General features: G+C 55.1%; 23 protein-coding genes, 1 pseudogene and 1 riboswitch. Of the genes and pseudogenes, 13 read left to right on the plus strand and 11 right to left on the minus strand.

Annotated elements, in window-relative coordinates:
- Nucleotides 1–106, plus strand: a pseudogene (locus OCV58_RS04290) (IS30 family transposase); the annotation flags it as partial.
- A gap of 75 nt (nucleotides 107–181) precedes the next feature.
- Here OCV58_RS04290 and OCV58_RS04295 read toward each other — a convergent pair.
- The 9 genes from OCV58_RS04295 to dnaA all read right to left on the minus strand — a co-directional run bounded on the left by OCV58_RS04295 (nucleotide 182) and on the right by dnaA (nucleotide 9,393).
- Nucleotides 182–940 carry a hypothetical protein gene (locus OCV58_RS04295; RefSeq protein WP_087477770.1) on the minus strand — a complete coding sequence of 253 codons (759 nt, stop codon included), beginning with the start codon at nucleotides 938–940 and terminating at the stop codon, nucleotides 182–184.
- Nucleotides 941–966: 26 nt separating this feature from the next.
- Nucleotides 967–2,127: a pyridoxal phosphate-dependent aminotransferase gene (locus OCV58_RS04300; RefSeq protein WP_154877057.1), complete on the minus strand. Its 1,161-nt coding sequence runs from the start codon at nucleotides 2,125–2,127 to the stop codon at nucleotides 967–969.
- Nucleotides 2,128–2,139: 12 nt separating this feature from the next.
- The gene (gene gyrB / locus OCV58_RS04305) at nucleotides 2,140–4,059 is read right to left on the minus strand and encodes a DNA topoisomerase (ATP-hydrolyzing) subunit B (protein ID WP_095628986.1); all 1,920 of its coding nucleotides are present in this window, start codon (nucleotides 4,057–4,059) and stop codon (nucleotides 2,140–2,142) included.
- Between the two features lie 69 nt (nucleotides 4,060–4,128).
- The gene (locus OCV58_RS04310; RefSeq protein WP_232818813.1) at nucleotides 4,129–4,368 is read right to left on the minus strand and encodes a DUF370 domain-containing protein; all 240 of its coding nucleotides are present in this window, start codon (nucleotides 4,366–4,368) and stop codon (nucleotides 4,129–4,131) included.
- Nucleotides 4,361–5,269 carry a DciA family protein gene (locus OCV58_RS04315; RefSeq protein WP_154877058.1) on the minus strand — a complete coding sequence of 303 codons (909 nt, stop codon included), beginning with the start codon at nucleotides 5,267–5,269 and terminating at the stop codon, nucleotides 4,361–4,363. The genes OCV58_RS04310 and OCV58_RS04315 overlap by 8 nt, the downstream gene beginning before the upstream one ends.
- Nucleotides 5,250–6,359 carry a DNA replication/repair protein RecF gene (gene recF / locus OCV58_RS04320; protein ID WP_154877059.1) on the minus strand — a complete coding sequence of 370 codons (1,110 nt, stop codon included), beginning with the start codon at nucleotides 6,357–6,359 and terminating at the stop codon, nucleotides 5,250–5,252. Before recF ends, OCV58_RS04315 begins: the two co-directional genes overlap by 20 nt.
- 2 nt (nucleotides 6,360–6,361) lie before the next feature.
- The gene (locus OCV58_RS04325) at nucleotides 6,362–6,577 is read right to left on the minus strand and encodes an RNA-binding S4 domain-containing protein (protein WP_087477764.1); all 216 of its coding nucleotides are present in this window, start codon (nucleotides 6,575–6,577) and stop codon (nucleotides 6,362–6,364) included.
- Nucleotides 6,577–7,692 carry a DNA polymerase III subunit beta gene (dnaN, locus tag OCV58_RS04330; RefSeq protein WP_087477763.1) on the minus strand — a complete coding sequence of 372 codons (1,116 nt, stop codon included), beginning with the start codon at nucleotides 7,690–7,692 and terminating at the stop codon, nucleotides 6,577–6,579. Before dnaN ends, OCV58_RS04325 begins: the two co-directional genes overlap by 1 nt.
- 225 nt (nucleotides 7,693–7,917) lie before the next feature.
- Nucleotides 7,918–9,393 (minus strand): chromosomal replication initiator protein DnaA, encoded by a 1,476-nt coding sequence (gene dnaA / locus OCV58_RS04335; RefSeq protein ID WP_317239260.1) that lies wholly within the window; start codon nucleotides 9,391–9,393, stop codon nucleotides 7,918–7,920.
- Between the two features lie 707 nt (nucleotides 9,394–10,100).
- Between dnaA and rpmH the strand changes: the two genes are divergently transcribed.
- The 10 genes from rpmH to OCV58_RS04385 all read left to right on the plus strand — a co-directional run bounded on the left by rpmH (nucleotide 10,101) and on the right by OCV58_RS04385 (nucleotide 19,029).
- Nucleotides 10,101–10,235, plus strand: a complete 135-nt coding sequence (rpmH, locus tag OCV58_RS04340; RefSeq protein ID WP_087477762.1) for a 50S ribosomal protein L34 — start codon at nucleotides 10,101–10,103, stop codon at nucleotides 10,233–10,235.
- A 73-nt stretch (nucleotides 10,236–10,308) separates the two neighbouring features.
- A complete protein-coding gene (gene rnpA / locus OCV58_RS04345) occupies nucleotides 10,309–10,671 on the plus strand; it encodes a ribonuclease P protein component (RefSeq protein ID WP_087477761.1) in 363 nt (120 codons plus the stop codon).
- Nucleotides 10,668–10,877, plus strand: a complete 210-nt coding sequence (gene yidD, locus OCV58_RS04350; protein ID WP_095628990.1) for a membrane protein insertion efficiency factor YidD — start codon at nucleotides 10,668–10,670, stop codon at nucleotides 10,875–10,877. The genes rnpA and yidD overlap by 4 nt, the downstream gene beginning before the upstream one ends.
- 84 nt (nucleotides 10,878–10,961) lie before the next feature.
- On the plus strand, nucleotides 10,962–11,624 hold the full coding sequence (locus OCV58_RS04355; protein ID WP_095628991.1) for a YidC/Oxa1 family membrane protein insertase: 663 nt from the start codon (nucleotides 10,962–10,964) through the stop codon (nucleotides 11,622–11,624).
- Nucleotides 11,621–12,418 (plus strand): RNA-binding cell elongation regulator Jag/EloR, encoded by a 798-nt coding sequence (gene jag / locus OCV58_RS04360; RefSeq protein WP_154877060.1) that lies wholly within the window; start codon nucleotides 11,621–11,623, stop codon nucleotides 12,416–12,418. Before OCV58_RS04355 ends, jag begins: the two co-directional genes overlap by 4 nt.
- Nucleotides 12,419–12,523: 105 nt before the next feature.
- Nucleotides 12,524–13,903, plus strand: coding sequence for a tRNA uridine-5-carboxymethylaminomethyl(34) synthesis GTPase MnmE (mnmE, locus tag OCV58_RS04365; protein WP_154877061.1), 1,380 nt, complete (start codon nucleotides 12,524–12,526; stop codon nucleotides 13,901–13,903).
- A gap of 15 nt (nucleotides 13,904–13,918) precedes the next feature.
- A complete protein-coding gene (mnmG, locus tag OCV58_RS04370) occupies nucleotides 13,919–15,799 on the plus strand; it encodes a tRNA uridine-5-carboxymethylaminomethyl(34) synthesis enzyme MnmG (protein WP_087477756.1) in 1,881 nt (626 codons plus the stop codon).
- Nucleotides 15,792–16,502 carry a 16S rRNA (guanine(527)-N(7))-methyltransferase RsmG gene (gene rsmG / locus OCV58_RS04375; protein WP_154877062.1) on the plus strand — a complete coding sequence of 237 codons (711 nt, stop codon included), beginning with the start codon at nucleotides 15,792–15,794 and terminating at the stop codon, nucleotides 16,500–16,502. Before mnmG ends, rsmG begins: the two co-directional genes overlap by 8 nt.
- A 35-nt stretch (nucleotides 16,503–16,537) precedes the next feature.
- Nucleotides 16,538–17,554, plus strand: coding sequence for a D-alanyl-D-alanine carboxypeptidase family protein (locus OCV58_RS04380; protein ID WP_154877063.1), 1,017 nt, complete (start codon nucleotides 16,538–16,540; stop codon nucleotides 17,552–17,554).
- A 51-nt stretch (nucleotides 17,555–17,605) separates the two neighbouring features.
- Nucleotides 17,606–17,690, plus strand: a riboswitch (ZMP/ZTP riboswitch).
- A gap of 70 nt (nucleotides 17,691–17,760) precedes the next feature.
- Entirely contained in the window at nucleotides 17,761–19,029 is a 1,269-nt protein-coding gene (locus tag OCV58_RS04385) for an L-lactate MFS transporter (protein WP_154877064.1), read from the plus strand.
- A gap of 77 nt (nucleotides 19,030–19,106) precedes the next feature.
- Here the strand turns inward: OCV58_RS04385 and OCV58_RS04390 are convergent, their stop codons facing one another.
- Together OCV58_RS04390 and OCV58_RS04395 are read right to left on the minus strand one after the other, a co-directional pair.
- The gene (locus OCV58_RS04390) at nucleotides 19,107–20,648 is read right to left on the minus strand and encodes an AbgT family transporter (protein WP_154877065.1); all 1,542 of its coding nucleotides are present in this window, start codon (nucleotides 20,646–20,648) and stop codon (nucleotides 19,107–19,109) included.
- Between the two features lie 213 nt (nucleotides 20,649–20,861).
- Complete coding sequence (locus OCV58_RS04395; protein ID WP_154877066.1) at nucleotides 20,862–21,287, minus strand: type III secretion system chaperone family protein; 426 nt, start codon at nucleotides 21,285–21,287, stop codon at nucleotides 20,862–20,864.
- A gap of 250 nt (nucleotides 21,288–21,537) precedes the next feature.
- Here OCV58_RS04395 and OCV58_RS04400 point away from each other — a divergent pair, with 250 nt between their 5' ends.
- Nucleotides 21,538–22,296, plus strand: coding sequence for a DeoR/GlpR family DNA-binding transcription regulator (locus OCV58_RS04400; protein WP_095629001.1), 759 nt, complete (start codon nucleotides 21,538–21,540; stop codon nucleotides 22,294–22,296).
- A complete protein-coding gene (gene pfkB, locus OCV58_RS04405; protein WP_087477749.1) occupies nucleotides 22,293–23,201 on the plus strand; it encodes a 1-phosphofructokinase in 909 nt (302 codons plus the stop codon). Before OCV58_RS04400 ends, pfkB begins: the two co-directional genes overlap by 4 nt.
- Nucleotides 23,202–23,234 lie beyond the last annotated feature (33 nt).

Here is a 23,234-nt window from a genome sequence, read left to right on the forward strand (position 1 = left end):
CTATGTGCAAGCTGTTTTTGCAGAACTAAATCGCCGTCCCCGAAAATGTTTAGGATACAAAACGCCATACGAAGTACATTACTCTAAAAAGTTGCACTTAGCTTGACAATTCGCCGTATATAAAAACAGAGCGGAATGCGATGACTATTCCGCTCTGTACCTATGCATAGGATATAACGATTTACCACCAGGGCCCGACACCGATGCCGATGCCGCCGCCATGATGCCAGCCGCTGCCCCATCCTACGCCGATACCAATGCCGACGGAGGGGCTCATGCCTCTGTCGCGGCCGTCGTCGGCCGTATCGATAATGGAGACGGTTTCCGTAAAGGTGCGCGTCGCCGAGCCGATCTTCAAGTCGACGACGATGTCCGTCTTGCCGGCGCTGACGGGGACGATATTCATCTTATCGGAGATTTGCGCCACGTTGGCGTTCAAGCTGGTCAGCTTGATGTCGTAGGGGAGCATGCCCGGCACGTGAACCCGGATGATGCCGTAGCTGCCCAAGGCGATTTTCTTGGGATAGACGACGATTTCCGTCTTTTTCAGCAGATTTTCTGCGCTGCCGTAAATCATCACTGCGTCGCCTGTCGGGTCGAGACGCCATACGCAGCTTTCATCCTTGGCGAAGAAATAATTTCCCTTCTGAACGTGCGTATTCGTATCGTAGGCTTTGACGTGATAAAAATAGTCGTGAGTCAGCTTCTTTTCAATTCGGAAATAATAGTCTCCCGAAAGGCCCGACGCCTCGGAAGGAAGATTTTGCAGAAGGGCTGTAATTTTATCATACGTACTGCCCTTCGTAATGTAGTAGTCGTCCAATGTTTCCATACGGACCGACGGGTCGATCTGTACGGCTGCCCCTGCCGGCGCGGCGGCAAAGGCGGAGAAGCTGCCTAAGCAGCACAATACGCTGAGTACTAACGCAGGCCATTTCATACAAAATCCCTCCTTTAACGCAGTGATTACCGTTTCATGCAATGAATGCCTTCCAGGCGGTTCAGCGCTTCATAGAGCGTTTCGTCCTTGACGGCAAATTGAAGGCGGACGAGGTTGTGCACGTCTTCGTGGAAAAAGGTCGAGCCGGGTACGAGGGCTACGCCAAGCTTCCGAATCAAGTCTTCGCAGAAGGCCGTATCGTCATCATAGCCGTATTCCGATATATCCATCAGCATGTAAAAGGCTCCCTGAGGCACGTTGTGAGGAATGCCGATAGCGTCGAGGCCCTTCATGACGATGTCGCGCTTCTTCGTATATACTTCCCGCAGCCCTTCGTAATAGGACCGGTCGAAGCCGAGGCTGGTCACGGCCGCTTCCTGGAGAGGGCTCGGCGCGCTGATGGTCATGAACATGTGGAGCTGCCGCAGCGCCGCGGCCAGATGCGGCGGCGCGAAGAGATAGCCGATGCGCCAGCCCGTAATTGAATAGGTCTTGGACAAGGAGCCGCACGATATAGTCCGTTCGTACATGCCCGGCAAATTGGAGAAGTACGTATATTCCGTCGGCTTGTACACGATGTGCTCGTATACTTCGTCGACGATGGCGAAGGCATCGTATTTCTGCACCAGGCCGGCGATGATTTCCAGCTCGGCCTTGGAAAATACCTTTCCGCAGGGATTGGACGGATTGCAGAGGATGATCGCCTTCGGACGCTGCCGGAAGGCGTCTTCCAGCACGTCGGCGTCGAAGGTGAAGTCCGGCTGGCGGAGAGGCACGTAAATGGGCTCGCCGCCGGCCAGCAGCACGTCCGTGCCGTAGGCTTCGTAAAAGGGCGAAAATACGACGACCTTATCGCCCGGGTCGACGAGGGCCATCATTGTCGTCATCAGGGCTTCCGTGCCGCCGCAGGTGACGATGACTTCCTGTTCCGGGTCCAGCGTCTGGCCGGCGAAGGTCCGGCGGTAGTTCGCCAGGGCCTGCCGCAGGTTCTGGGCGCCGCTGTCTATACTGTATTGGTGTGGCCCCTGAGAGGCTATATCCTTCAGGCGGTTCCGCAGGGCTTCCGGCGGGGGAAAATCGGGAAAGCCTTCCGATAAATTAATCGCCTCGTACCTTTCGGCCATGTGGGAGATTCTGGCAATGGCCGATTCGGAAAACAAGGAAATTCGTTTCGATATGTTCGGCATAGACACATCCTCCTATAAGTCCAGATTCCGCACCTTCTTGGCGTTTTCCTGAATGAATTGACGGCGCGGTTCGACCTTGTCGCCCATAAGGACGGAGAAAATGCGGTCCGCTTCTACGGCGTCTTCCAGATGGACCTGGAGCATCGTGCGGTTCTGGGGGTCCATCGTCGTTTCCCAGAGCTGCTCCGGATTCATTTCACCGAGGCCCTTATAGCGCTGGACGACGACGCTGCTGTCGCGTCCCAGCTCATCGAGCTTGGCGTTCATCGCTTCGTCCGTGTAGTAATACCAGACCTGCTTGCCCTTGCGCACCTGATACAGGGGCGGCTGGGCGATGTAGATATGGCCTTCCGTAATGAGAGGCTTCATAAAGCGGTAGAAGAACGTCAGCAGGAGCGTGCGGATATGGGCTCCGTCGACGTCGGCATCGGTCATGATGATGATCTTGTCGTAACGCCGCTTGCTGATGTCGAATTCTTCGCCGATGCCCGTGCCGAAGGCCGTAATCATGGAGCGGATTTCTTCATTGGCCAGGATCTTGTCCAGACGGGCCTTTTCGACGTTGATGATCTTGCCGCGGAGTGGTAAGATGGCCTGGAATTTCCGGTCCCGGCCCTGTTTGGCCGAGCCGCCGGCCGAATCGCCTTCGACCAGGTAGATTTCCGTCATAGCGGCGTTCTTTTCCGAGCAGTCGGCCAGTTTCCCTGGCAGGCTGCTGATTTCCAGGGCGTTTTTGCGGCGCGTCAGGTCGCGGGCGTGGCGCGCTGCCTGGCGGGCTCTGGCGGCGGAAATCGCCTTGTTGACAATGGACTTGGCTTCGCCGGGATGCTCTTCGAAGAATTCCTTCAATCCGTCGGACACGATGTTGTCGACGATCCCCTTGACTTCGCTGTTGCCCAGCTTCGTCTTCGTCTGCCCTTCGAACTGCGGTTCCCGTACCTTGACGCTGACGATAGCCGTCAGGCCTTCGCGCACGTCTTCGCCGGATAAGTTTTCTTCCTTGTCCTTCAGCAGTCCCGCCGTACGGCCGTAGTCGTTGATCGTGCGGGTCAGGCCGGAACGGAAGCCGCTCAGGTGGGTGCCTCCTTCTTCCGTAAAGATGTCGTTGACGAAGGTCAGGATATTTTCACTGTAGCCGTCGTTGTACTGCATGGCGATGTCCACGAGGACCTTGTTCTTTTCGCCTTCCAGCGTAATGACCGTCGGGTTGACGGCTTCCTTGTTTTCATTCAGAAATTCCACAAAGGACGTGAGGCCCCCTTCGTAGCAGTAGACTTCGCTGCGCCCTTCGCCGCGCTTATCCGTCAGGGTAATATGCAGGCCCTTGTTCAGGAAGGCCAGCTCGCGGAGACGCGTCTTCAGCGTGTCAAAATCATAGGTCGTGTCGGGGAAAATGTCCGCGTCGGGCTTAAAGCTTACCTTGGTGCCCGTTTCTTCGCCCCGTTCCATGGGACGAATTTTTTTCAGCGGTTCCGCCGTCAGGCCCCGGGCAAAGGAGATGTTCCACAAATACCCGTCGCGCTTGACTTCGACCTTCGTCCACAGGCTCAGGGCGTTGACGACGGATATGCCGACGCCGTGCAGGCCGCCGGAAATAGGATAGCCGTCGCCGCCGAATTTGCCGCCGGCGTGAAGCACCGTCAGTACGACTTCGACGGCAGGCTTGCCGATCTTATGCATGGCTACGGGAATGCCGCGGCCGTTGTCGACGACGGTAATGCTGTTATCAGCTTCAATCGTCACTTCAATGTGCGTGCAGTATCCTGCCAGCGCTTCGTCGATACTGTTGTCGACGACTTCATATACTAAATGATGGAGACCGCGCAGAGACGTGCTCCCTATATACATACCAGGACGCTTGCGAACGGCTTCCAGGCCTTCCAGGACCTGAATCTGTTCCGCGCCATAATTTACTTTTTTATCTTGCGGCATGCAGCAATTCCTCCTCTTCAAACATACTTAACATCTTATTATACAGCAAATCCCCCTGGGATAGCTAGTTTACAATCGCTGCACGGGCCCCTTTGACGAAAACAGCCGCTTGTACCGCCCGATAATCGTTTCCAGCGTAATGGGCGAAGCGTAAATGCACTCCTCCGTTACGATATAGCAGCGAATCTGCCCTTCGTCCATGCCGTCGAGCAGCACGAGGGGGCGGTAATACTGCCGCAGCGGGTTCGACTTGTTCATCTTTCGCGGATGGGCCTTGAACATCGCGACAATGCGGCGTATATCAATCATTTTCTGTCCGCCTATGTGAAGATACATCGCTTTTTCTCCTGTATTTTTCCGTTAAATTGCGAATAAACGCGTCGGTCATCTCCGTCGGATTCCGCCGCGTAATCAGCAGGGCCAGCATCATATCGTCTTCCGGCGTATCGCAGCCGTGGTAAATGCGCTCCATGTATTTATAAATGCACTCGCGCCGCACCTCGTTGTACAATTCCTCGTACAGCCGTCCCTCGTCTCCGATCATGCCGTAGGCCTTTAGTTCGTCCAGCGTCAGCCAGGGCATGTCCATAACCGTGGCATAGACGGCTTTTTTCTTTTCCTGACGTGCCCGGAGCCGGCAGAGGAAGCACAGCTCCTCGCCCTTTTCCAGCCACCGCCCGCACGACGGGCACTGCCGGACTCCTGCTGCCTGGTACGCCGTCTGCCGTTTCGCCTGGGCGAAGCGCAGCTGGGCCATTTTTTCCTGGATGGCCTCGGGAAGGGCCGCCGTCTCCTGCCGGATGCGACGCACCGTTTCTTCTGAAAGCCGCGCGTTTCCCACGCGGACAGCGAAGCCTTCCTCTTCTTCTCCGGCAGTATTGGCGTACGTAACGGCTGGGGGCTTTCGGCCGCTCCGCACGAAGCGGATATCCGTGACGAAGGGTTCCTTGATATACTCGTTGATGGCCTTAATGATCTTTTTCTTGTACATGAACAGCTGGTTCATCCATACGGAATTCAGCACGGCTACCTGTACGACGGACTCGTCGAAGCCCTGAATATAGGAGTATTTGGCAATTTGAGGGCCGACGATGGTCTTCCAGTCCAGCTTCGCCTGATACAGCTTATAGGGGACGAGAAGCCGGTTCCGTTCCAATATTTTGGGAATGGAAAGGCCGGCCTTCTCCATCTTATGATTCCGTTCCTCCATGGGATATTACCTTTCCCTGCGCGATGCAGATATGACAGCAGCCGGCCATGGATTCGAAAATCAGCGGCTCTGTCGTCGTAATAAAGGTCTGTATCCGGCCGCGCACAAAATCCAGCAGGGCCTGACGGCGGCCGGCGTCGAGCTCGCTCATCACGTCGTCCAGCAGCAGGACGGGATACTCGCCCGTCTCGGACTTCATATATTCCAGCTCCGACAGCTTGAGGGCCAGAACGGCCGTCCGCTGCTGCCCCTGGGAGCCGTATTTTTTTAAATCGGCTCTGCCTACGGCCAAGGCCAGGTCGTCCCGATGAGGTCCTATCGACGTGGACATGCGGTATATGTCGTCCTGCCGGTGCTCCTGCAGCAGGTCGTAGTACCGCTGAGCGTCGGTAATGCCTCCCGCCCCGTCGCCGTAGGGCTGTACGTAATCCATCGTCAGCAGCTCTGAGCCGCCCGTCAGGCGGCGGTGAATGACACCGGCCAGAAAGCTCATCTTCCGCAGGGCGTCGAGGCGCCTCCGCACGATTGCGGCGGCGAAGGATGCGATCTGCCGGTCCCATTCCTCCAGCGACGCCCCGCCTTCGTACTTCATCTGCTTCAACAGCAGGTTCCGCTGCGATACGGCCCGGTTATACTGCAGCAGCAGGCGGTAGTAGGCCGGGTTGACCTGGGATATTTCCATATCCATAAACCGCCGCCGCAAGGACGGGCTGCCCTTGATCAGCTGCAGGTCTTCCGGGGAAAACAAGACTTCGTTCAGCGTCCCCACTAGCTCCTTCTGTGGGACCTTCGTCTCGTTGACCCATAATTCCTTTTTACTCGTCTTCGATAAGATGACTTTGATCTGCTGGGCGACGCCGCTGCGGACAAAATCCAGGATGACGCTGCCTTCGCCGCAGTCCCATTGAATCAAGTCCGTGTCGGCCATCCCCTTATAGGATTTCCCTATACCTCCCAGGTACAGGGCTTCCAGCAAATTCGTCTTGCCTTGTCCATTCTGACCGTACAACAAGATAATAGACTTGGGAAAGATTATCGTTTCCTGTGTATAATTTCTGAATTGATGAAGCCGTACAGATTGTATATTCATACTTATGCACCAACGATTTCATACGTCCCGATGCCCTTGATTTCTACGATGTCGCCGGCATAAAGCTTTTTCCGCTTTGCCGAGCACAGTTCGCCGTTAACAAAAATCCGCTGTTCGTCCAGCAAAAAGCGGATTTCGCCGCCGCTCTGCAAGATGCTGGCCCACTTTAAAAACTGGTCCAGCTGTATCATTTCCGTTTCAATTTTTACCTTTTCCATTATTTTGTCCTCATCGGCGTCACGACGAATACGCTCGCTTCGTTCCCTTTATCCTGTACCAGCATGGGGCTGTTTTGCCGCGTATTTAACACGACTTCGTCGTCGTGGCAGTGTTTTAAAATATCTAAAATAAACTTGCCGTTAAAGGAAATTTCCAACGGCTCCCCGGTCATTTGGCAGGCTACGTAGTCTTCGATGGTGCCGTAGTCGGGGTTCTGGCTCATGAGATGAATTTCCCCGTCGCCGAATACGAAGTTGATGACGTTGTACTGGGCGTCTTTGGCGACGATGGAGGCCCGTTCGACGGCTCCCGTAAATTCGCTGCGGCCGACGGTGATGCTGCACTGGAAGTCCGTCGGGATGACGCGGCGGTAGTTGGGGAATTCCCCTTCAATCAGGCGGGTGCGGATGTAGACGTTGCCGAACTTAATGGCTAAATAGCTGCGGACCGCCGTAATTTCCACCGCTTCAGGAATGTCCGTCGGCAGCTGGCGGGAAATTTCCGTGAGCAGCCGGCTGGGAATGACGGCCTGGAGGGGATTTTCAATCGGACTATCCAGGGGCGCCGTCTTCAGCGCCAGCCTGTGGGTATCCGTAGCGACCATGGAAATGGTATCGCCCTGAACGTCCAGATAGGTACCCATAAAGATGGGCCGGGCTACGTCCGTCGCGCAGGCGTAAGACGTATTGTCGATGAGATCCTTTAATACGACGCTGGTCGTCGTAAAGTGGGAATAGCCGTTTTCCAGGATTTCCACTTCGTTGAAGTCGTTGGGATTCATGGTCAGGCATTCAAATTTCAGCTTGCCGCCTTTGATGATCATCTGGGTGTCAGCGTCTTTTTTGGTAATTTCGATTTCGTCGCTGGGAAGCTTGCGCGTCAGCTCCATTAAGTACGGGTTGGCAACGAAGGCTTCGCCTTTTTCTTCGATGATGCCGGGAACAATGGTTTTGATTCCCATATCGTAGTCGTTGGCCTGAAATTCGATTACGTCGTTCATGGCCTTGATAAGCAGGCCGTTTTCTGAGGTCAGGTTGTTGTTTTTATTCTGGGCGACCTTTTGGACGGTCTGAAGGCCTTTGTTTAAATCTTCCTTTTTTAAGATAAGTTTCATGGGTGTATCCCCTTTTCTGCGTTTAGTTTTTTAATTGAAGTAAGTTAAAAGAGTAGAAGAAGTAGTAGTAGAGGGTGTGGATAGTGTGGAAAACTGGGGAAAACTCTGAATTTTCAGCTATGCACAGCTGTGTATAACCTGTGTATAATTCATGCCTGCCTATCCACAAATTCACTTTTCTTCCGCAAATTTTCGCTGTCCACAAACTATCTACAGACTATGCACTTACTTGTCCACGTCTAAAATCTTCTCTTTCAGCCGCTCGATCATTTCCTTGAAGGTGTCGCTGTCGTTCATCATCTTGGTAATTTTTTCGCAGGCGTGCATGACCGTCGTATGATCGCGGCCGCTGAAGGCCGTGCCGATGTGAGGGTACGTATTCCCCGTCAGCTCGCGGCATAAGTACATGGCTACCTGCCGGGCCAGGGCAATATTTTTCGTCCTCTTCTTGCCCATGAGCTCGTTGTAGTTTACGCTGTAAAACCGGCAGACCGAACTGGTGATTTCGTCGATGGTGATGTACTTCTTTTCTTCCTTTTCCGCAACCAGGTATTTCAGGGCCCGCTGCGTCAGCGACAAGGTCACGTCGTTTTTTTCGATGGAAGCCATAGACAGGACGTTGTTGTACGCGCCGTACAGGTCGCGGATATTATCGCTGACGTTGGCGGCAATGTAGTTGATGGCGTCCTTATCGATGTTGATTTTTTCCTTCTGAGCCCAGGTCCGCAGAATTGCCGTCCGCGTTTCCAGGTCCGGCGGCTCGATGCCCGTCACCGTGCCGCTCTGGAAGCGCGAGCGCAGGCGGTCTTCCAGGCTTTTAATATCCAGAGGCGGCCGGTCGCTGGTGAATACCATCTGCTTTTGGCCCTGATAGAGCTTATTGAAGGTATGGAAAAATTCTTCCTTCGAGCTGTCCTTGTCGCCTTGGCCTAAAAATTGGATATCGTCGACGAGGAGGACGTCGATGTTGCGGTACTGCTGGCGGAAGTTTTCCGTGTTTTTATCCTGTATGGCCTGGATGAAATCGTTGACGAAGTCTTCGCTCGTAATGCAGCGCAGGCGCATGTGGGGGAAGTTTTTCAGAATCTGGTGGCCGATGGCGTGCATGAGGTGGGTCTTGCCCAGGCCGCTGCCGCCGTATATATATAAGGGATTATATTTCTTGGCCGGCGCTTCCGCCACGCTGGCGGCGATGGAATAGGCGATGCGGTTGCTGTTGCCGACGATGAAATTGTCGAAGGTATAATTGGGAATGAGGTTGTCTTCCGTCGTCGGTTCTTCCGGCGGCGGCGAGATCGATTCGTTCGCTTCCTTGACCATGACGGCCTTCGGCTCGGGCTCCGCCTTTTTCTTTGGCGGCGCTTTCGGCAAGTCTTCGTCGGAAAACAGAGTGTCCTTATATAAATCGTCCGTTTCCGCTGGCTTTGCCGGTTCCGCGGCGGGGGCGTTCATATCTTCCAACTTGACCGTCGTAGGCCTCCCCGTGACGGCTTCGGCGGCTTCGTTGAGCTGATCGGCATAATTCTTATTGACGAAATTGCATACGAATTTCTGCGCCGCCGCCAGTACGAGGACGTCGTTTTCGTAGGACGTCGGGATGAGGGACGAGACGAACCACGTTTCGTAAATCGGTTTTGGCAGAACCTTTTTCAGCTGTTCCAGCATTCCCGCCCATAATGTAGCTAGATCCATTGATTCCATAATAGCAAAGTCCTTCCTGCATAATATTGTGGATATGTGCGTTGCAGCACAATGTGGATAAGTGCGCATTTAGAGGCTGAAAAAAGCGGAAACGCGATAAATATCGAATTTCCGGCCTGATTTTGATTTATCCACACATTGTGAACAACCTGTTGATAACTGAACTTTTTATCCACACATCTGATTACATTGTACAACAAAATCCTCGAAAAATACATAGAAGCAGCTGAATTTGTCAAAAAATTCATAATGCCATTCTCTCTCGTCCTCTGTTCATACCGTAAACAGAATCCTTCTTCGCAAGGATGATTGGGGATATGTTTACGGCCATATTGTGGATATAGTGCATAACTCGATTTGAAAGAAGGGAGAAACGCTAGTATACACCTGGGCTTATAGGTATTTTCTACTTGTCCACATTTTGTGAACAACGTGTTGATAACTTGCCATGCTGTCCACAATGCATGTGGAAACATCTTTCCATGAGAATTTCCTCCCTCTGACAGCTTCAGTATAGCAAAGGGCGGCGACACCCTGTGCCGCCATGTACAAACGGTATACGTTCACGACGCTGTCCCTATGACAAATGCGGCATCATCGCCGCGATTCCGGAAAAAACGATTGACAGCCCTATCCTTTTTGAATATAATTATGCTGTTATGGTGTAAGTTCATCTACTGTTGATTGAGACAAAGGAGGTGCCTATCGTGAAACAGACATATCAGCCGAATACGCTGTGGAGAAAAAGAACGCACGGCTTCCGTGAAAGAATGAAAACCAAAGGCGGCCGCATGGTTTTGAAAAGACGCCGTTTGAAAGGCAGAAAGAGACTCTCCGCGTAATTATTACAAGATGAACAGAAAAGTTCCGCTAAGGAATTTTTCTGTTCTTCTGGCATTTTCGGGACAATAACGTATGTATGAGTTAAAAAAAGAAAAAAGGCTGTGCAAAAATCGGGAATATCAGGTTGTGTACCGACGGGGAAAATCCTATGTGAACCGCTTGGCCGTCTTGTACGTCTTGAAGCGGTCGCCTAAGCAGCCGGCCCGCATCGGCTTCGTAACGGGCAAGAAAATCGGCTGCGCCGTAGAGCGGAACCGCTGCCGGCGCCTGATGAAAGAGGTATACCGCCTTCATCAGTTCGAGCTGGCAAACGGCGTCGACTTGGTGCTTATCGGACGCAGCAGCCTGAAATACGCCGGATACGCCCAGGCGGAACGAAGCATCCTGCAGCTGTTCCGACAGGCCGGGATATTGCGAAAGAACGAGATGCCATGAAAAGATGTTTCATCATTCTAATACGGTTTTATCAGCTTTGTATATCACCATTAAAACCGCCGTGCTGCCGGTTTTACCCTACTTGTTCTGCTTACGCTATCGAGGCGCTGCAGAAATACGGCGCTGTGAAGGGGAGTTATTTAGCAGTCAGGCGCATTTTGAAATGCCATCCCTTTCATAAAGGCGGATATGATCCTGTGCCGTAAGTATCAGGCAGATGAAATAGAGGCTGCCTGCTGGTATTTTATCCTTGACTGGAGTTGAGAATATTGGATTTTTTTAGTGGAATAATGGATTTTCTCAGTGGCATCATGACCACGTTTATGGATTATTGCTATGCCTTTACGCAGAGCATCGGATATCCCAGCTACGGTTTGGCCATCATCATCCTGACGCTGGTAATCAAGCTGGCCCTCTCGCCTCTTACGGCCAAGCAGATTCGTTCCATGGAAGGCATGCAGACCCTGCAGCCGAAGATTAAAGAATTACAGCAGAAATATAAAGGTAATCAGAAAAAGCTTCAGGAAGAAATGGCGAAGCTGTACAAGCAGACCGGCGTCAATCCCCTGTCCGGCTGCCTGCCGATCCTGATTCAGATGCCTTTCCTCATCGCGATTTTTTACGCCCTTCGCTCCTACCCTTACGATCCGGCGTACGAAAGCTTTTTATGGCTGCCCAGCTTAGGCGCGGCCGACCCGACGTATATCATGCCGATTTTATCCGCTGCGTCTACCTACGTCATCCAGAAACAGATGTCGGGCACGCAGGTAGCGGCTTCGGAAGCGCAGGAAAAGCAGCAGAAAATCATGCGCGTCATCATGCCGCTGTTTATCGGCTGGATCAGCTTGAGCTTCCCCAGCGGCCTGGTTATTTACTGGTTCCTTTCCAACGTGTTCCAGTGGGCCCAGCAGATGATTATGTTCCGTAATAAGGGAAAGGGTGCAAAAGCATGAGAACCATTGAAGCGACAGGAAAAACGATAGAAGACGCAGTCCGTTCCGGCCTGGTCCGCCTCGGATTGATGGAAGAAGAAGTGACGATCGAAGTACTGGCCGAACCGAAAAGCGGCTTTCTTGGCTTTGGCAGCAAGCCGGCTAAGGTACGCCTGACGGAAAAGGCCAGAAAGACTGCTCCGATTTACGATATTGAAGAAGAAGAGCGGAAAGCCGCACCTCCGGCGGAACCTAAGGCGGCAGAAGCTGCGCAGGCCGAAGCCGTGACGGCGGAAGCGCCGGAAGAACCGGTCGAAGAGCCGGCTGCCGACGAAGCTGAACCGGCAGAGGAAACTTTTACGGCTGAAGAAGCGGCCGCCAAGGCCAAGGCCTTCCTGCAGGACGTGCTGCGCAACATGGGCATCGACGTGATGATCGAAAAGATGATCAAATCCGATAAAATCATCCTTCACCTGCACGGCAAGAACCTGGGCATCCTCATCGGCAAGCACGGCCAGACGCTGGACGCCCTTCAGTATTTGACGAACTTGACGACGAACCAGGGCGAAGAAACGCGCCATTTCATCATGCTGGACGTAGAAAACTACCGCCAGCGCCGAGAAGAAACGCTGAAGCAGCTGGCCGTACGGTTGGCCGGGCGGGTTAAGCGCAGTGGTGAAAAGGTCGTCCTCGAGCCGATGAACGGCTACGAACGCAAGATCATCCACGTCGCGCTTCAGAACGAAGCCCATGTGCGGACGGAAAGCGAAGGCCAGGACCCGTATCGCCACGTGGTTATTTATTACGAAAAATAAGCTTGAATATGACACGGCAGTGAGTCGGCAGCTATGAGCGGACGAGTCACTGGTACAATAAAAACCGGCGCCGCAGCGCCGGTTTTTTTGAAAGGAGCGTTCACTGTGTACGATACAACCGATACGATAGCCGCCATCGCCACGCCGCTGGGCGAAAGCGGCATCGGCGTCATCCGAATCAGCGGAAGCAAGGCCTACGACGTAGGCGACGCGATTTTTAAGAGCAAATCCTCCCTTCCCTTAGCGCAGCGGCGCGATCGGTCCATACAGTACGGCCTGATCGTAGACGACGACGGCAAAGCGGTGGACGAAGTTATTCTTCTCATCATGAAGGGTCCCCGTTCGTATACGGCAGAGGATGTCTTGGAAATACAATGCCACGGCGGCCGCCAGTCCTTGAGCGAAATCCTGGGGCTGGTCCTGCGCCACGGCGCGCGGCTGGCCAATCCCGGCGAATTTACCCAGCGGGCCTTCGTCAACGGCCGCATCGACCTGGCTCAGGCCGAAGCCGTCATGGACGTCATTCAGGCCAAGAGCGCCCAGGGCCTGACCAGCGCCGTCAGCCAGCTCGAAGGCCGCCTGTCCCGGGTCGTCGGCGACATGCGCCTTCACCTGACCGACTTTATCACGCGGCTGGAAGTAACCGTCGATTATCCCGAAGAAGACCTGGAAGACATAGAAGTGCCCGATATTGCCGGCGCTATCCGGGAGATGGAGCGGCGTCTGGACGATATGCTGGCCGAGTCCAAAAGCGGCCGCATGATGCGGGACGGCGTCATGGCGGCCATCGCCGGCACGCCTAACGCCGGCAAATCGAGCCTGCTCAACCGCTTTTTGGAAACGGAACGGGCCATCGTCACCGACGTGCCGGGCACGACGCGGGACGTCATCGAAGAGTGGATTACTATACAGGGCGTGCCGATTTGCCTCGTCGATACGGCTGGCATCCGCAGCACCGACGATACGGTCGAGCAGATCGGCGTGCGCCGGGCGAAGGAATACATGGACCGGGCCGATATCATCCTCGTCGTCGTCGACCAGTCCCGGCCCTTGCAGGAAGAAGACCGGCAGATTCTGGAAACGGCCAGAGGCAGGCAGGCTCTGATCGTATTGAACAAGGAAGACTTGCAGCCGGCCTTTGCAACGGAAGATCTGCAGTCTTACGGATTGCCCCTCCTTTCGATTTCGGCCAGTACGGGAGCCGGCATGGGCGAATTGAAGGACGCCATGCTGTCGCTGGCTCTTAAGCAGGGGTTGATGGCGGCCCAGAGCGCCCTGCTGGCCAATACGCGCCATATCGAGCTGGTCCGGCAAAGCCGCGAAGCCCTGCAGCGGGCCCTGGACACGATAGAAGCAGGCATGCCCGTCGACTGTGCTATCGTCGATATCCGCGAAGCCTGGGAGCTCCTGGGTTCTATTACGGGCGATACGGTCCACGACGACATCATAGAAGAAATATTCAGCAGATTTTGTTTAGGTAAGTAGAAAAAGGGTGAAATCATGTTTGTAGTCGATACATACGACGTCATCGTCGTCGGCGCAGGCCATGCAGGCTGCGAAGCGGCCCTGGCCAGCGCGCGGTTAGGCGCGCGGACCCTCGTCGCGACGCTTAATTTAGATAATATCGCCCTCATGCCCTGCAATCCCGCCGTAGGCGGCCCCGGCAAGAGCCACCTCGTACGGGAAATCGATGCGCTGGGCGGCGAAATGGGCATCAATACGGATAAGACGTGCATCCAAATGCGCATGCTCAACACGGGCAAGGGGCCGGCCGTCTATTCCCTGCGGGCCCAGTCCGATAAGAAGATGTACCAGATGACCATGACCCAGGTGCTGGAAAATCAGGAACATCTGGACGTCAAGCAGCTCATGATTACGGATATCCAGATGGAAAACGGCGCCGTTACGGGCGTCGTCACGGAAATGGGCGAAGTGTACAAGGCGAAATGCGTCATCCTGGCGACGGGGACCTATTTAAAGGGAAAGATCATTACAGGCGAATGCGTCTATTCCGGCGGCCCCATGGGACAGCGGTCTGCAGAAGACCTGTCTGATTCCCTGCTGGCAGCGGGCATCAAGCTTATGCGCTTTAAGACGGGCACGCCGGCCCGCGTCGACCGCCGCACCTTGCGGACGGAAGAAATGCAGAAGCAGGAAGGCGACGAGCAGGGCCACGCCTTTTCCTTTTTGTCCGAACGGAAGAACCGCAACAAGGAATGCTGCTGGCTGACCTTTACGAACGAGGAAACGCACCGCATCATTCGGGAAAACCTCGACAGGGCGCCCATGTGCAACGGCGTCATCCAGGGCGTTGGCCCGCGCTACTGCCCGTCTATCGAATCGAAAATCGTCCGCTTTGCCGATAAGAAGCGCCATCAGCTCTTCGTTGAGCCCGAAGGCGAAATGACTGAAGAAATGTACGTCCAAGGGATGAGCACCAGCCTTCCCGTCGACGTGCAGTACGCCTTCCTGCGGACGATTCCCGGCCTGGAAGACGTGCGGATCATGCGCCCCGGCTACGCCATCGAATACGACTGCCTGGACCCGACGCAGCTGACGCCGTCGCTGGAAACGAAGGCCATCAGCGGCCTCTTTTCGGCAGGCCAGTCCAACGGCACCAGCGGCTATGAGGAAGCGGCGGCCCAGGGCCTCATGGCCGGCATCAACGCGGCCCGCAAGGTACAGGGCAAGGAGCCCTTTATCCTCACCCGCTCGGAGGCCTACATCGGCGTCCTCATCGACGATTTGGTCACCAAGGGAACGGAAGAACCGTACCGCATGATGACCAGCCGCTCGGAATACCGACTCATCCTGCGGCAGGACAACGCCGACCTGCGCCTGACCCAGAAGGGCTACGACATCGGCCTGGTCACGCAGGAACGGTACGACGCCTTTATAGAGAAGAAAGAAGCCGTCGAAGCGGGACTGGAGGCGCTGAAGGCCCTGCCCGTCACGCCGACAAAGGAAAATCAGGAAAAGCTGGCTTCTATCGGCACGGCTCCCGTCCGTACCGGCCTCAAGGCTTACGATTTGCTGCGGCGCAACGAAGTGACCTATCATACGCTGAGCCAGGTATTTCCCCTGCCGCAGCTGGCCGACGACGTATGCGAGGAAATCGAGATCATGGTCAAGTACGAGGGATATATCAACCGCCAGCTGGAACAGGTGGAAAAGATGAACCGCCTGGAAAAGAAGCTGATGCCGGAAGATATCGTATACGCCGACATCGATACCCTGTCGGGCGAAGCGCGGCAGAAGCTGGACGCCATACGGCCCCGCTCCTTAGGGCAGGCCAGCCGCATCTCCGGCGTATCGCCGGCGGATATTACGGCCCTGCTCATCGTGCTGGAACAGCGCCAGCGGGAGGAAAGCCATGTTTAGAGACGAACTCATCGCGGCGGCGAAGGACTTTGGCCTGGCCCTGACGGCGGAGCAAATCGACCGATTCTGCCTGTTTGCAGAGCGCCTGGTCGAGACGAATAAGGTCATGAACCTGACGGCCCTTACGGAGCCGGCCGACGTAGCCGTAAAGCATATGATAGACAGCCTGTCGTGCTATGACGCGGCGTGGTTTCCCGAAGGGGCCTCCGTCCTGGATCTCGGCACGGGAGCCGGCTTTCCCGGCCTGCCCCTGCTCATCTACCGGCCCGATTTGAAGGTGACCTTTTTCGATTCCCTGCAGAAGCGGCTGACGTTTTTACAGGGCGTGACGGCGGAGCTGGGCCTGCCGGCTTCCTTCCTGCACGGCCGGGCCGAGGAAATGGCCCACAAAGAGGAATACAGGGAACGCTTCGATATCGTGACCAGCCGGGCCGTAGCCCGCCTGCAGATATTGGCCGAATGGGCCCTTCCCTATACGGCTCGCCAGGGCGTATTTATTTCCTTAAAAGGCGCCCAATATGAGGAAGAGCTGGCCGAGGCTCAAAAGGCCCTGTCCATCCTCGGCGGCGCGGCGGCGGAAGTCCGCCCCGTCCATTTGCCGGGGCTGGATGACAAGCGGGCCGTCCTGTACATCAAAAAGACGAAGATATGTCCGGCCAAATACCCGCGCAAGCCGAAAATGGCCGCTAAAAATCCGCTGTAATCATCTATAGTTTATGTTCAAGGGAGGCATGTATCATGTCTTTAAAGAAAACGATCTTAGCTGCGCTGACTGCCTGCGTAGCCCTATCTTCCGTAGCCTTTGCCGAAAATCTGGAACCGCCGGCAGTGGCGGCCCAGGCCGCTTACGTCATGGACGCCGATACGGGCGACGAGCTGTATGCCAAACAGCCCGACCTGAGAGGATATCCGGGCAGTACGACGAAGATGATGACCTGCATCGTCGCCCTGGAAAACGGGCAGGCTATGATGGATCATGCGATTCGCATTACCGACAAGGCCCTGAGCGTCGAAAGCGACGCCTCTGTCCTCGGCCTGCAGCAGGGCGACCAGATTACGCTGCGCAACGCCCTGACGGGCATGATGCTCGTGTCGGGCTGCGATGCCGCCGTGGCCATTGCGGAAACGGTTGAACCGACGGAAGAAGCCTTCGTCGCGAAAATGAACGCGAAGGCGGCGGCTATCGGCGCGACCCATACGCATTTTGTCAATCCCCACGGTCTTCCCGACGCCAACCACTATTCGACGGCCCGGGATCTGGCCAAGATAGGCGCCTACGGCATGAAACTGCCGGCTTTCCGGGATATTGTCAAGCGCAGTACCTTCGATATGCCCTACGTCGACGGCAGCTATAAGCATTGCGTTTCGACGAACGAATTCCTGACCAGCGGGTTCCCCGGAGCAAACGGCATTAAAACCGGCACGACGAATGCCGGCGGGCCGTGCCTCGTCGTTTCGGCGACTCAGAACGGGCGGACGGTCATCGCGGCTATCATGAATTCGGAAGACCGCTACGGCGATGCCCAGGCCCTGATGAAATACGGCTTTTCCGTATTGAAGCCCCTGGAAAACGTCTACATCATCCGCAAGGCCCCGGCAGGTCAGACGCTGACCGAATTGGGCCGGCAGCAGATGGAGCAGGCCAAGGCTGCGGCGGACGCCAAGGCTAAGAGTAAAGCCGCGCAAGAAACAGCTTACGGAACGGACGCCGATACGGCCGACATGGCTGCGGCAGCTGTGAAAAAATCTGCATAATTCTTGACAGGTATGCTCTAAATCCGTATAATCATATCATAACAACGTACCTATACAGTGCAGGACTGACGGAATGAAGTGGAATAACCACGTGGACTGCACGGTGACATACACGCCGACCGTCTGGGCAAGAGTACATCTATTCTTTGTCCAGCCGGCCGGCTTTTTGTATTGCCGCGGCGGGACAAGTCAAAGGAGACGATATCATGAAGAGAAATCGCTGGCTCATTGCCCTGTCCGCCATGGGAATTCATATCTGCATCGGCAGCGTCTACGCCTGGAGCGTCTTGACCAAACCCATTATGGAATCGATGGGCTTTACGCTCCAGCAGACGACGTGGACCTTTTCGCTGGCTATCTTGTTTTTAGGTTTGTCTGCCGGATGCCTGGGAAGCTTCGTCCAAAAGGCCGGCCCCCGTAAGTCGGGCCTCCTTTCGACCTTATTTTTCGTTTCGGCTATGTTCGGCACGGCGGCGGCCATGGAGTTCCGCAGCCTGCCTATGCTGTATCTGTTTTACGGCGTTATCGGCGGCATCGGCTTGGGGACGGGATATATTACGCCCGTCTCGACCCTGGTCAAATGGTTTCCCGACAACCGCGGCTTTGCCACGGGTTTGGCCATCATGGGCTTCGGCTTTGCCAGCATGATCGCCGGTCCGGCGATGCAGCTTCTCGTCGCTAATTTTGGCCTGGCGACGAACTTCCTCATCTTGGGCGCAGTGTATCTCGTCGTCATGACAGCCTCGTCCCTGTACTTAGCGCCGCCGAAGGACGACGAAATACCCCGTCCCGATACAGAGCTGGCGAAGCCATCCGGTCCGGTCTATGCCGATGCCATGCCGCAGTTTTCCCTGAAAGAGGCCATGAAGACCTGGCAGCTCTATACGATTTGGTGGCTCTTTTTCGTCAATATCACCTGCGGCATCGCCCTCCTGGCCGTCGCCTCGCCGATGGCCCAGGAAGTCGTCGGCATGTCGCCCATGGCTGCCGCGTCCATGGTCGGCCTCATCGGCTTTTTGAACGGCGCCGGCCGCATCGCCTGGGCGACCGTATCGGATTATATCGGCCGGGCTAATACGTACGTCCTCTTCTTCTTTATCGAGGCCCTGGCCTTCTTCAAGCTGTCGACGGAAACGAACGCTTTCAGCTTTCAAATCGTCGTGCTGCTCATCATTACCTGCTACGGCGGCGGTTTTTCCTGTATGCCGGCTTACCTCAGCGACCTGTTCGGCACCAAGGCCCTGAGCGCTATCCACGGCCGCATCCTCACAGCCTGGGGGGCCGCCGGCGTGGCCGGCCCCCTGCTTCTGTCGTGGATCAAGGAGACGACGAACAGCTACTCCATTACCCTGCAGGTCTTCTCGGCCCTCTTCGTCACATCCCTGCTGGTCATGGCCGTCCTGAAATACAAGACGCGCCACGGCATCGCCGGTCAGGACGCCTATTGGTCGGCAAGGAAAGCGTCTGTCAAATAGATTTCAGTAATAAAAAATCAGGGTCTTCCTTCATGGTGGAAGATCCTGATTTTTTGTTGTCTATTCAACGATTCAATTTATAACCGCTGGGGAATACCCGGGCCGACGGGCCAGCCTGTGAGATACCAGAAGATGAACAAGGCGTACCACATGACCAAGAAGGCCATGGCGTAGGGCATCATGAGGGACAGGTAGGTGCCGATGCCGCTGTCTTTTTTGTAGCGGCGGATGATTTCCAAAAACAGGGGCAGGAACGGGTTGACCAGGGCTACGGTGTTCAGCGCGCCGTCGCCGGCCCGGAAGGCGGCCTGGATAAAGGCCGGATGATAGCCCAGGAGCATGAACATGGGGACGAAGACCGTCGACAAGAGGGCCCATACGGCGGAGCCGCTGGATGTAAAGAGGCCCAGGAGCTGGCCGAAGAGCATGAAGCAGATGAGAGCCGGCAGGCCGGTCATGCCTACGTCTTTCAGGAACAGAGCCCCTTTCATGGCGATCATCGTCGACATGTTGGTCCAGGCGAAGGCCGCGATAAACTGGGCAATGAAAAAGGCCATGACTAAAAAGCCTGACAGGCCTTTGACGGCGTTGGTCATACAATGTATCATGTCATCGGCGTTTTTGATTTTGCCTATGGATACGCCGTAGGTCAGTCCGACGGTCAGGAGAAAGCCGCAAAGCAGCGGGATGACGCCGCGCAGCAGAGGCGACCCCAGGAGCGAATGGGTCTGGGGATTGCGGAGCAGGCCGTTGTCGGGAAAGGCCATGAGGAAGACGACGGCCAAATACAGGACGGCGGCGATGAGGGTGTGGCGCAGGGCCTTTTTTTCCTCCGGCGACACGTCGGGAATGGTCAGATTTTCCTGGGCGTGGGCCGGGTCATATACGCCCATGCGCGGTTCGACGAATTTTTCCGTAATGAAGGTCGTCACGGCCGTCAGGTAGAATACGGCGAAGGACATGAAATACCAGTTGTCGATTGGCGTGACGGTCATCGTCGCGTCGATGGTACGGATGGCCTGGGTCGTAATGCCCGACAAGAGGACGTCCGTCGTGACGATGAGGATGTTGGCCGTAAATCCCGAATAGATGGCGGCCAGGGAACAGGCGAAGCCAACTAAGGGATGGCGTCCCATGGAATAAAACAGCATGGCCGCTAAGGGCGGCATGATGACGATGGCCGCGTCAGAAGCGATATGGCTCATGAGGCTGATGAAGACGACGGCCAGGGTCACGTACTTCCGCGGGATATTGTGCATGGAGTGATGGATGAGCGTCTGGAGCAGCCCCGTTTCCGACGCCACGCCCAGGCCGAAGGTCAGGACGATGATCATGCCCAGGGGCGGGAAATTAATGTAGTTTTTGATGAGGTTCGTCAGGAGCCAGTCCAAGCCTTCGGCACTGATGAGGCTGCGGATATGGATGATTTCATTGGTCTTGAGATTGACGGCCGTTACGCCGGCCAGCTGCAGGACGTAAGAGCAAAGGGCCAGCACCATGAAGAAAATCAAAAAAAGAATAGCTGGATTGGGAAGCTTGTTGCCTACCCGTTCCAACCATTTGAGAAAAGAGCCGCGCGTGTCGTCGCTTACGGCGACGGCGGCAGCGGTGTGTTTCATACGGATCCCCTCCTATGTAATTATGCTGTAAAGGTATACGTTATCATTCCCCTATTGATATAAAGTAATACTTTACTATAGTAGCGTATTACTTTACACGCAGCATGTCAAGAAAAAGTATTTAATCTATCCATAGGAAATTCGTATGGTTTTAATGTAATGGGGATATAATCGAAAAAATCCCCTGCTTTACCGGCAGGGGACGTCAAATTGTTATTTCCAGATTTCTTTCATAATGTTCTTATACGATTCGTTCAGGTGCTCGATGACGGTCTGGAACAAGGCGTATACGAGGTCGCCGTTCAGCGATTCGTCGGCGCTGACGATGGAAATATCCAGGATCAGGGAGCCCTTGTTGTCAACGTAATACTTAAAGGCCTTGAAGGTCTGGTTGTACGTGTTGAGCAATTTAGCGAGGCCTTCGCTTCCTTCGGGGACTTTCGGGGCGACTAAGATGCGGATAATGCCGTAAATGCTGTCGTCGGCGATGACGATGGTCGGCAGGTTATTGCCGTCGATATTGAGCTGCGAGCGGAAGACGACGGTATGGAAGGGGTCGTCCTTGATTTCGTCGACTGTAAAGGCGGACAGATTTTTTTCTTTTAAATATGCCTGGAAGCTTTCGGCTTTTTTATTCATGACAATCACTCCTAATGTAGTAAAATCAGTAAGCTTATACGTTATTATATCATAAATTGCGCCTTCTGGCTTCCGTATTTGCGTCCACCCTGGCGGTTGTTCTGTGATATAAATCACAATGTATGATTCGTGCGCATAATTGACTGTTAATGATTGAAAAATACGCAATTATGATAGAAAATGATTGAAAAAGAAAGAATTTGATTGTATAATGCAGGTGTAAAGGAACTTAGCAGAAAGGATGAGGGTCATGCTGACCGAAGAAAGACAAGCTGAAATCATGCGCATCGTCAACGTGCACGGCGCCGTGTCGGTTCAGGAGCTGGTCAATTATCTGGATATTTCCGAATCGACGGTCCGGCGGGATTTGGCCGCCTTAGATGAAGAAGGGCTGCTGCGGCGCGTTCACGGCGGGGCGACGTCCTTGAAGGAAGGGGCCTACGACGCGGCCATGGAAGATTTGCAGGACAAGTACTCCCTGCACATCGGGGAAAAGCGGCGCATCGCCCAGTTTGCCGCCTCTCTGGTCCGGCCGGACGACTTCGTGTATCTCGACGGCGGCTCGACGGTCGAGCAGATGGCCGATTTTCTCGTCGGCTCCGAGGCGTCCTTTGTGACCAGCGGCCTGCCGACGGCTCAGAAGCTGGCCCGCAGCGGCGTAAAGGTGTACGTCCTGCCCGGCCTGGTCAAGGGAAAGACCGAATCGGTCATCGGCAGCGAAATGCGGGACATGCTGAGCCGCTACCACTTTACGAAGGGATTTTTCGGCACGAACGGCCTGACGCCTCAGGAGGGCTGCACGACGCCCGACGTGGAGGAAGCGGCCTGCAAGGGCGCAGCCGTGCGGCAGTGCCGGCAAGCCTACGTATTGGCCGACGTCAGCAAGTTCGGCCAGTCGGCGCACATTACCTTTGCAGACCTGGCCCAGGTCACGGTCGTCACGGCCAAGGGCGAAGAAGACATGGACTATAGTTCTTACGAATCTTTGACGGAGGTGCATATCCTTTGATTTATACGGTTACGTTCAATCCCTCGCTGGATTATGTAGTGCAGATGAAGGAATTTAAGGCCGGCGACATCAACCGGGCCGAAGCGGAAACGATTTATCCCGGCGGAAAAGGCGTCAACGTGGCGCTGGTACTGGGAAATCTTCACATTCCGGCGAAAATGCTCGGCTTCATCGCCGGCTTTACGGGACGGGAAATAGAACGGCTGGCTTTGGAATGCGGCAGCGACTGCGATTTCATCGTGCTGGACGAAGGCTATTCGCGCATCAACCTGAAGATCAGCGCAGCTGACGAAACGGCGGTCAACGGCATGGGGCCGGTTATCCCCGACGACAAACTGCAGGCCCTGATGGCCCAGATCGACGGGATGGCCGACGGTGATACCCTCGTATTGGCCGGCAGCATCCCGGCCGCCCTTCCCGACGACATATACGAACGGATCCTGCGCCGCCTCGAAGGCCGCTCCGTACGGGTCGTCGTCGACGCGACGGGCGATTTGCTGAAAAACGTCATGAAATATAAGCCCTTTTTAGTCAAGCCGAATAACTTCGAGCTGGGCGAATTGTTCGATACCGTCCTCAAGACGGACGAAGAAATCGCCGAATGCGCAAGAAAGCTTCAGGATATGGGCGCGCGAAACGTCCTCGTATCCCTCGGCGGCGACGGCGCCCTGCTCCTCGGCGAAGACGGCCGGGTATACCGCATGCAGTCGCCTAAGGGCAAGCTGGTCAATTCCGTCGGCGCCGGCGACAGCATGGTAGCCGGGTTCTTAGCCGGCTTCGAATCGTCGGGCGGCGACCTGCAGGAGGCCCTCAAGATGGGCATCAGCGCCGGCAGCGCTTCGGCCTTCCACGATTGGCTGGCGACGGAAGACGATATTAAAGAAGTATACGGCCAGCTGCCGTAACGCAGGTTTGTAGGTAAAAGGAGATTGTAAATT

Source organism: Megasphaera stantonii (assembly GCF_025567065.1).
GTDB lineage: Bacteria > Bacillota > Negativicutes > Veillonellales > Megasphaeraceae > Megasphaera > Megasphaera stantonii.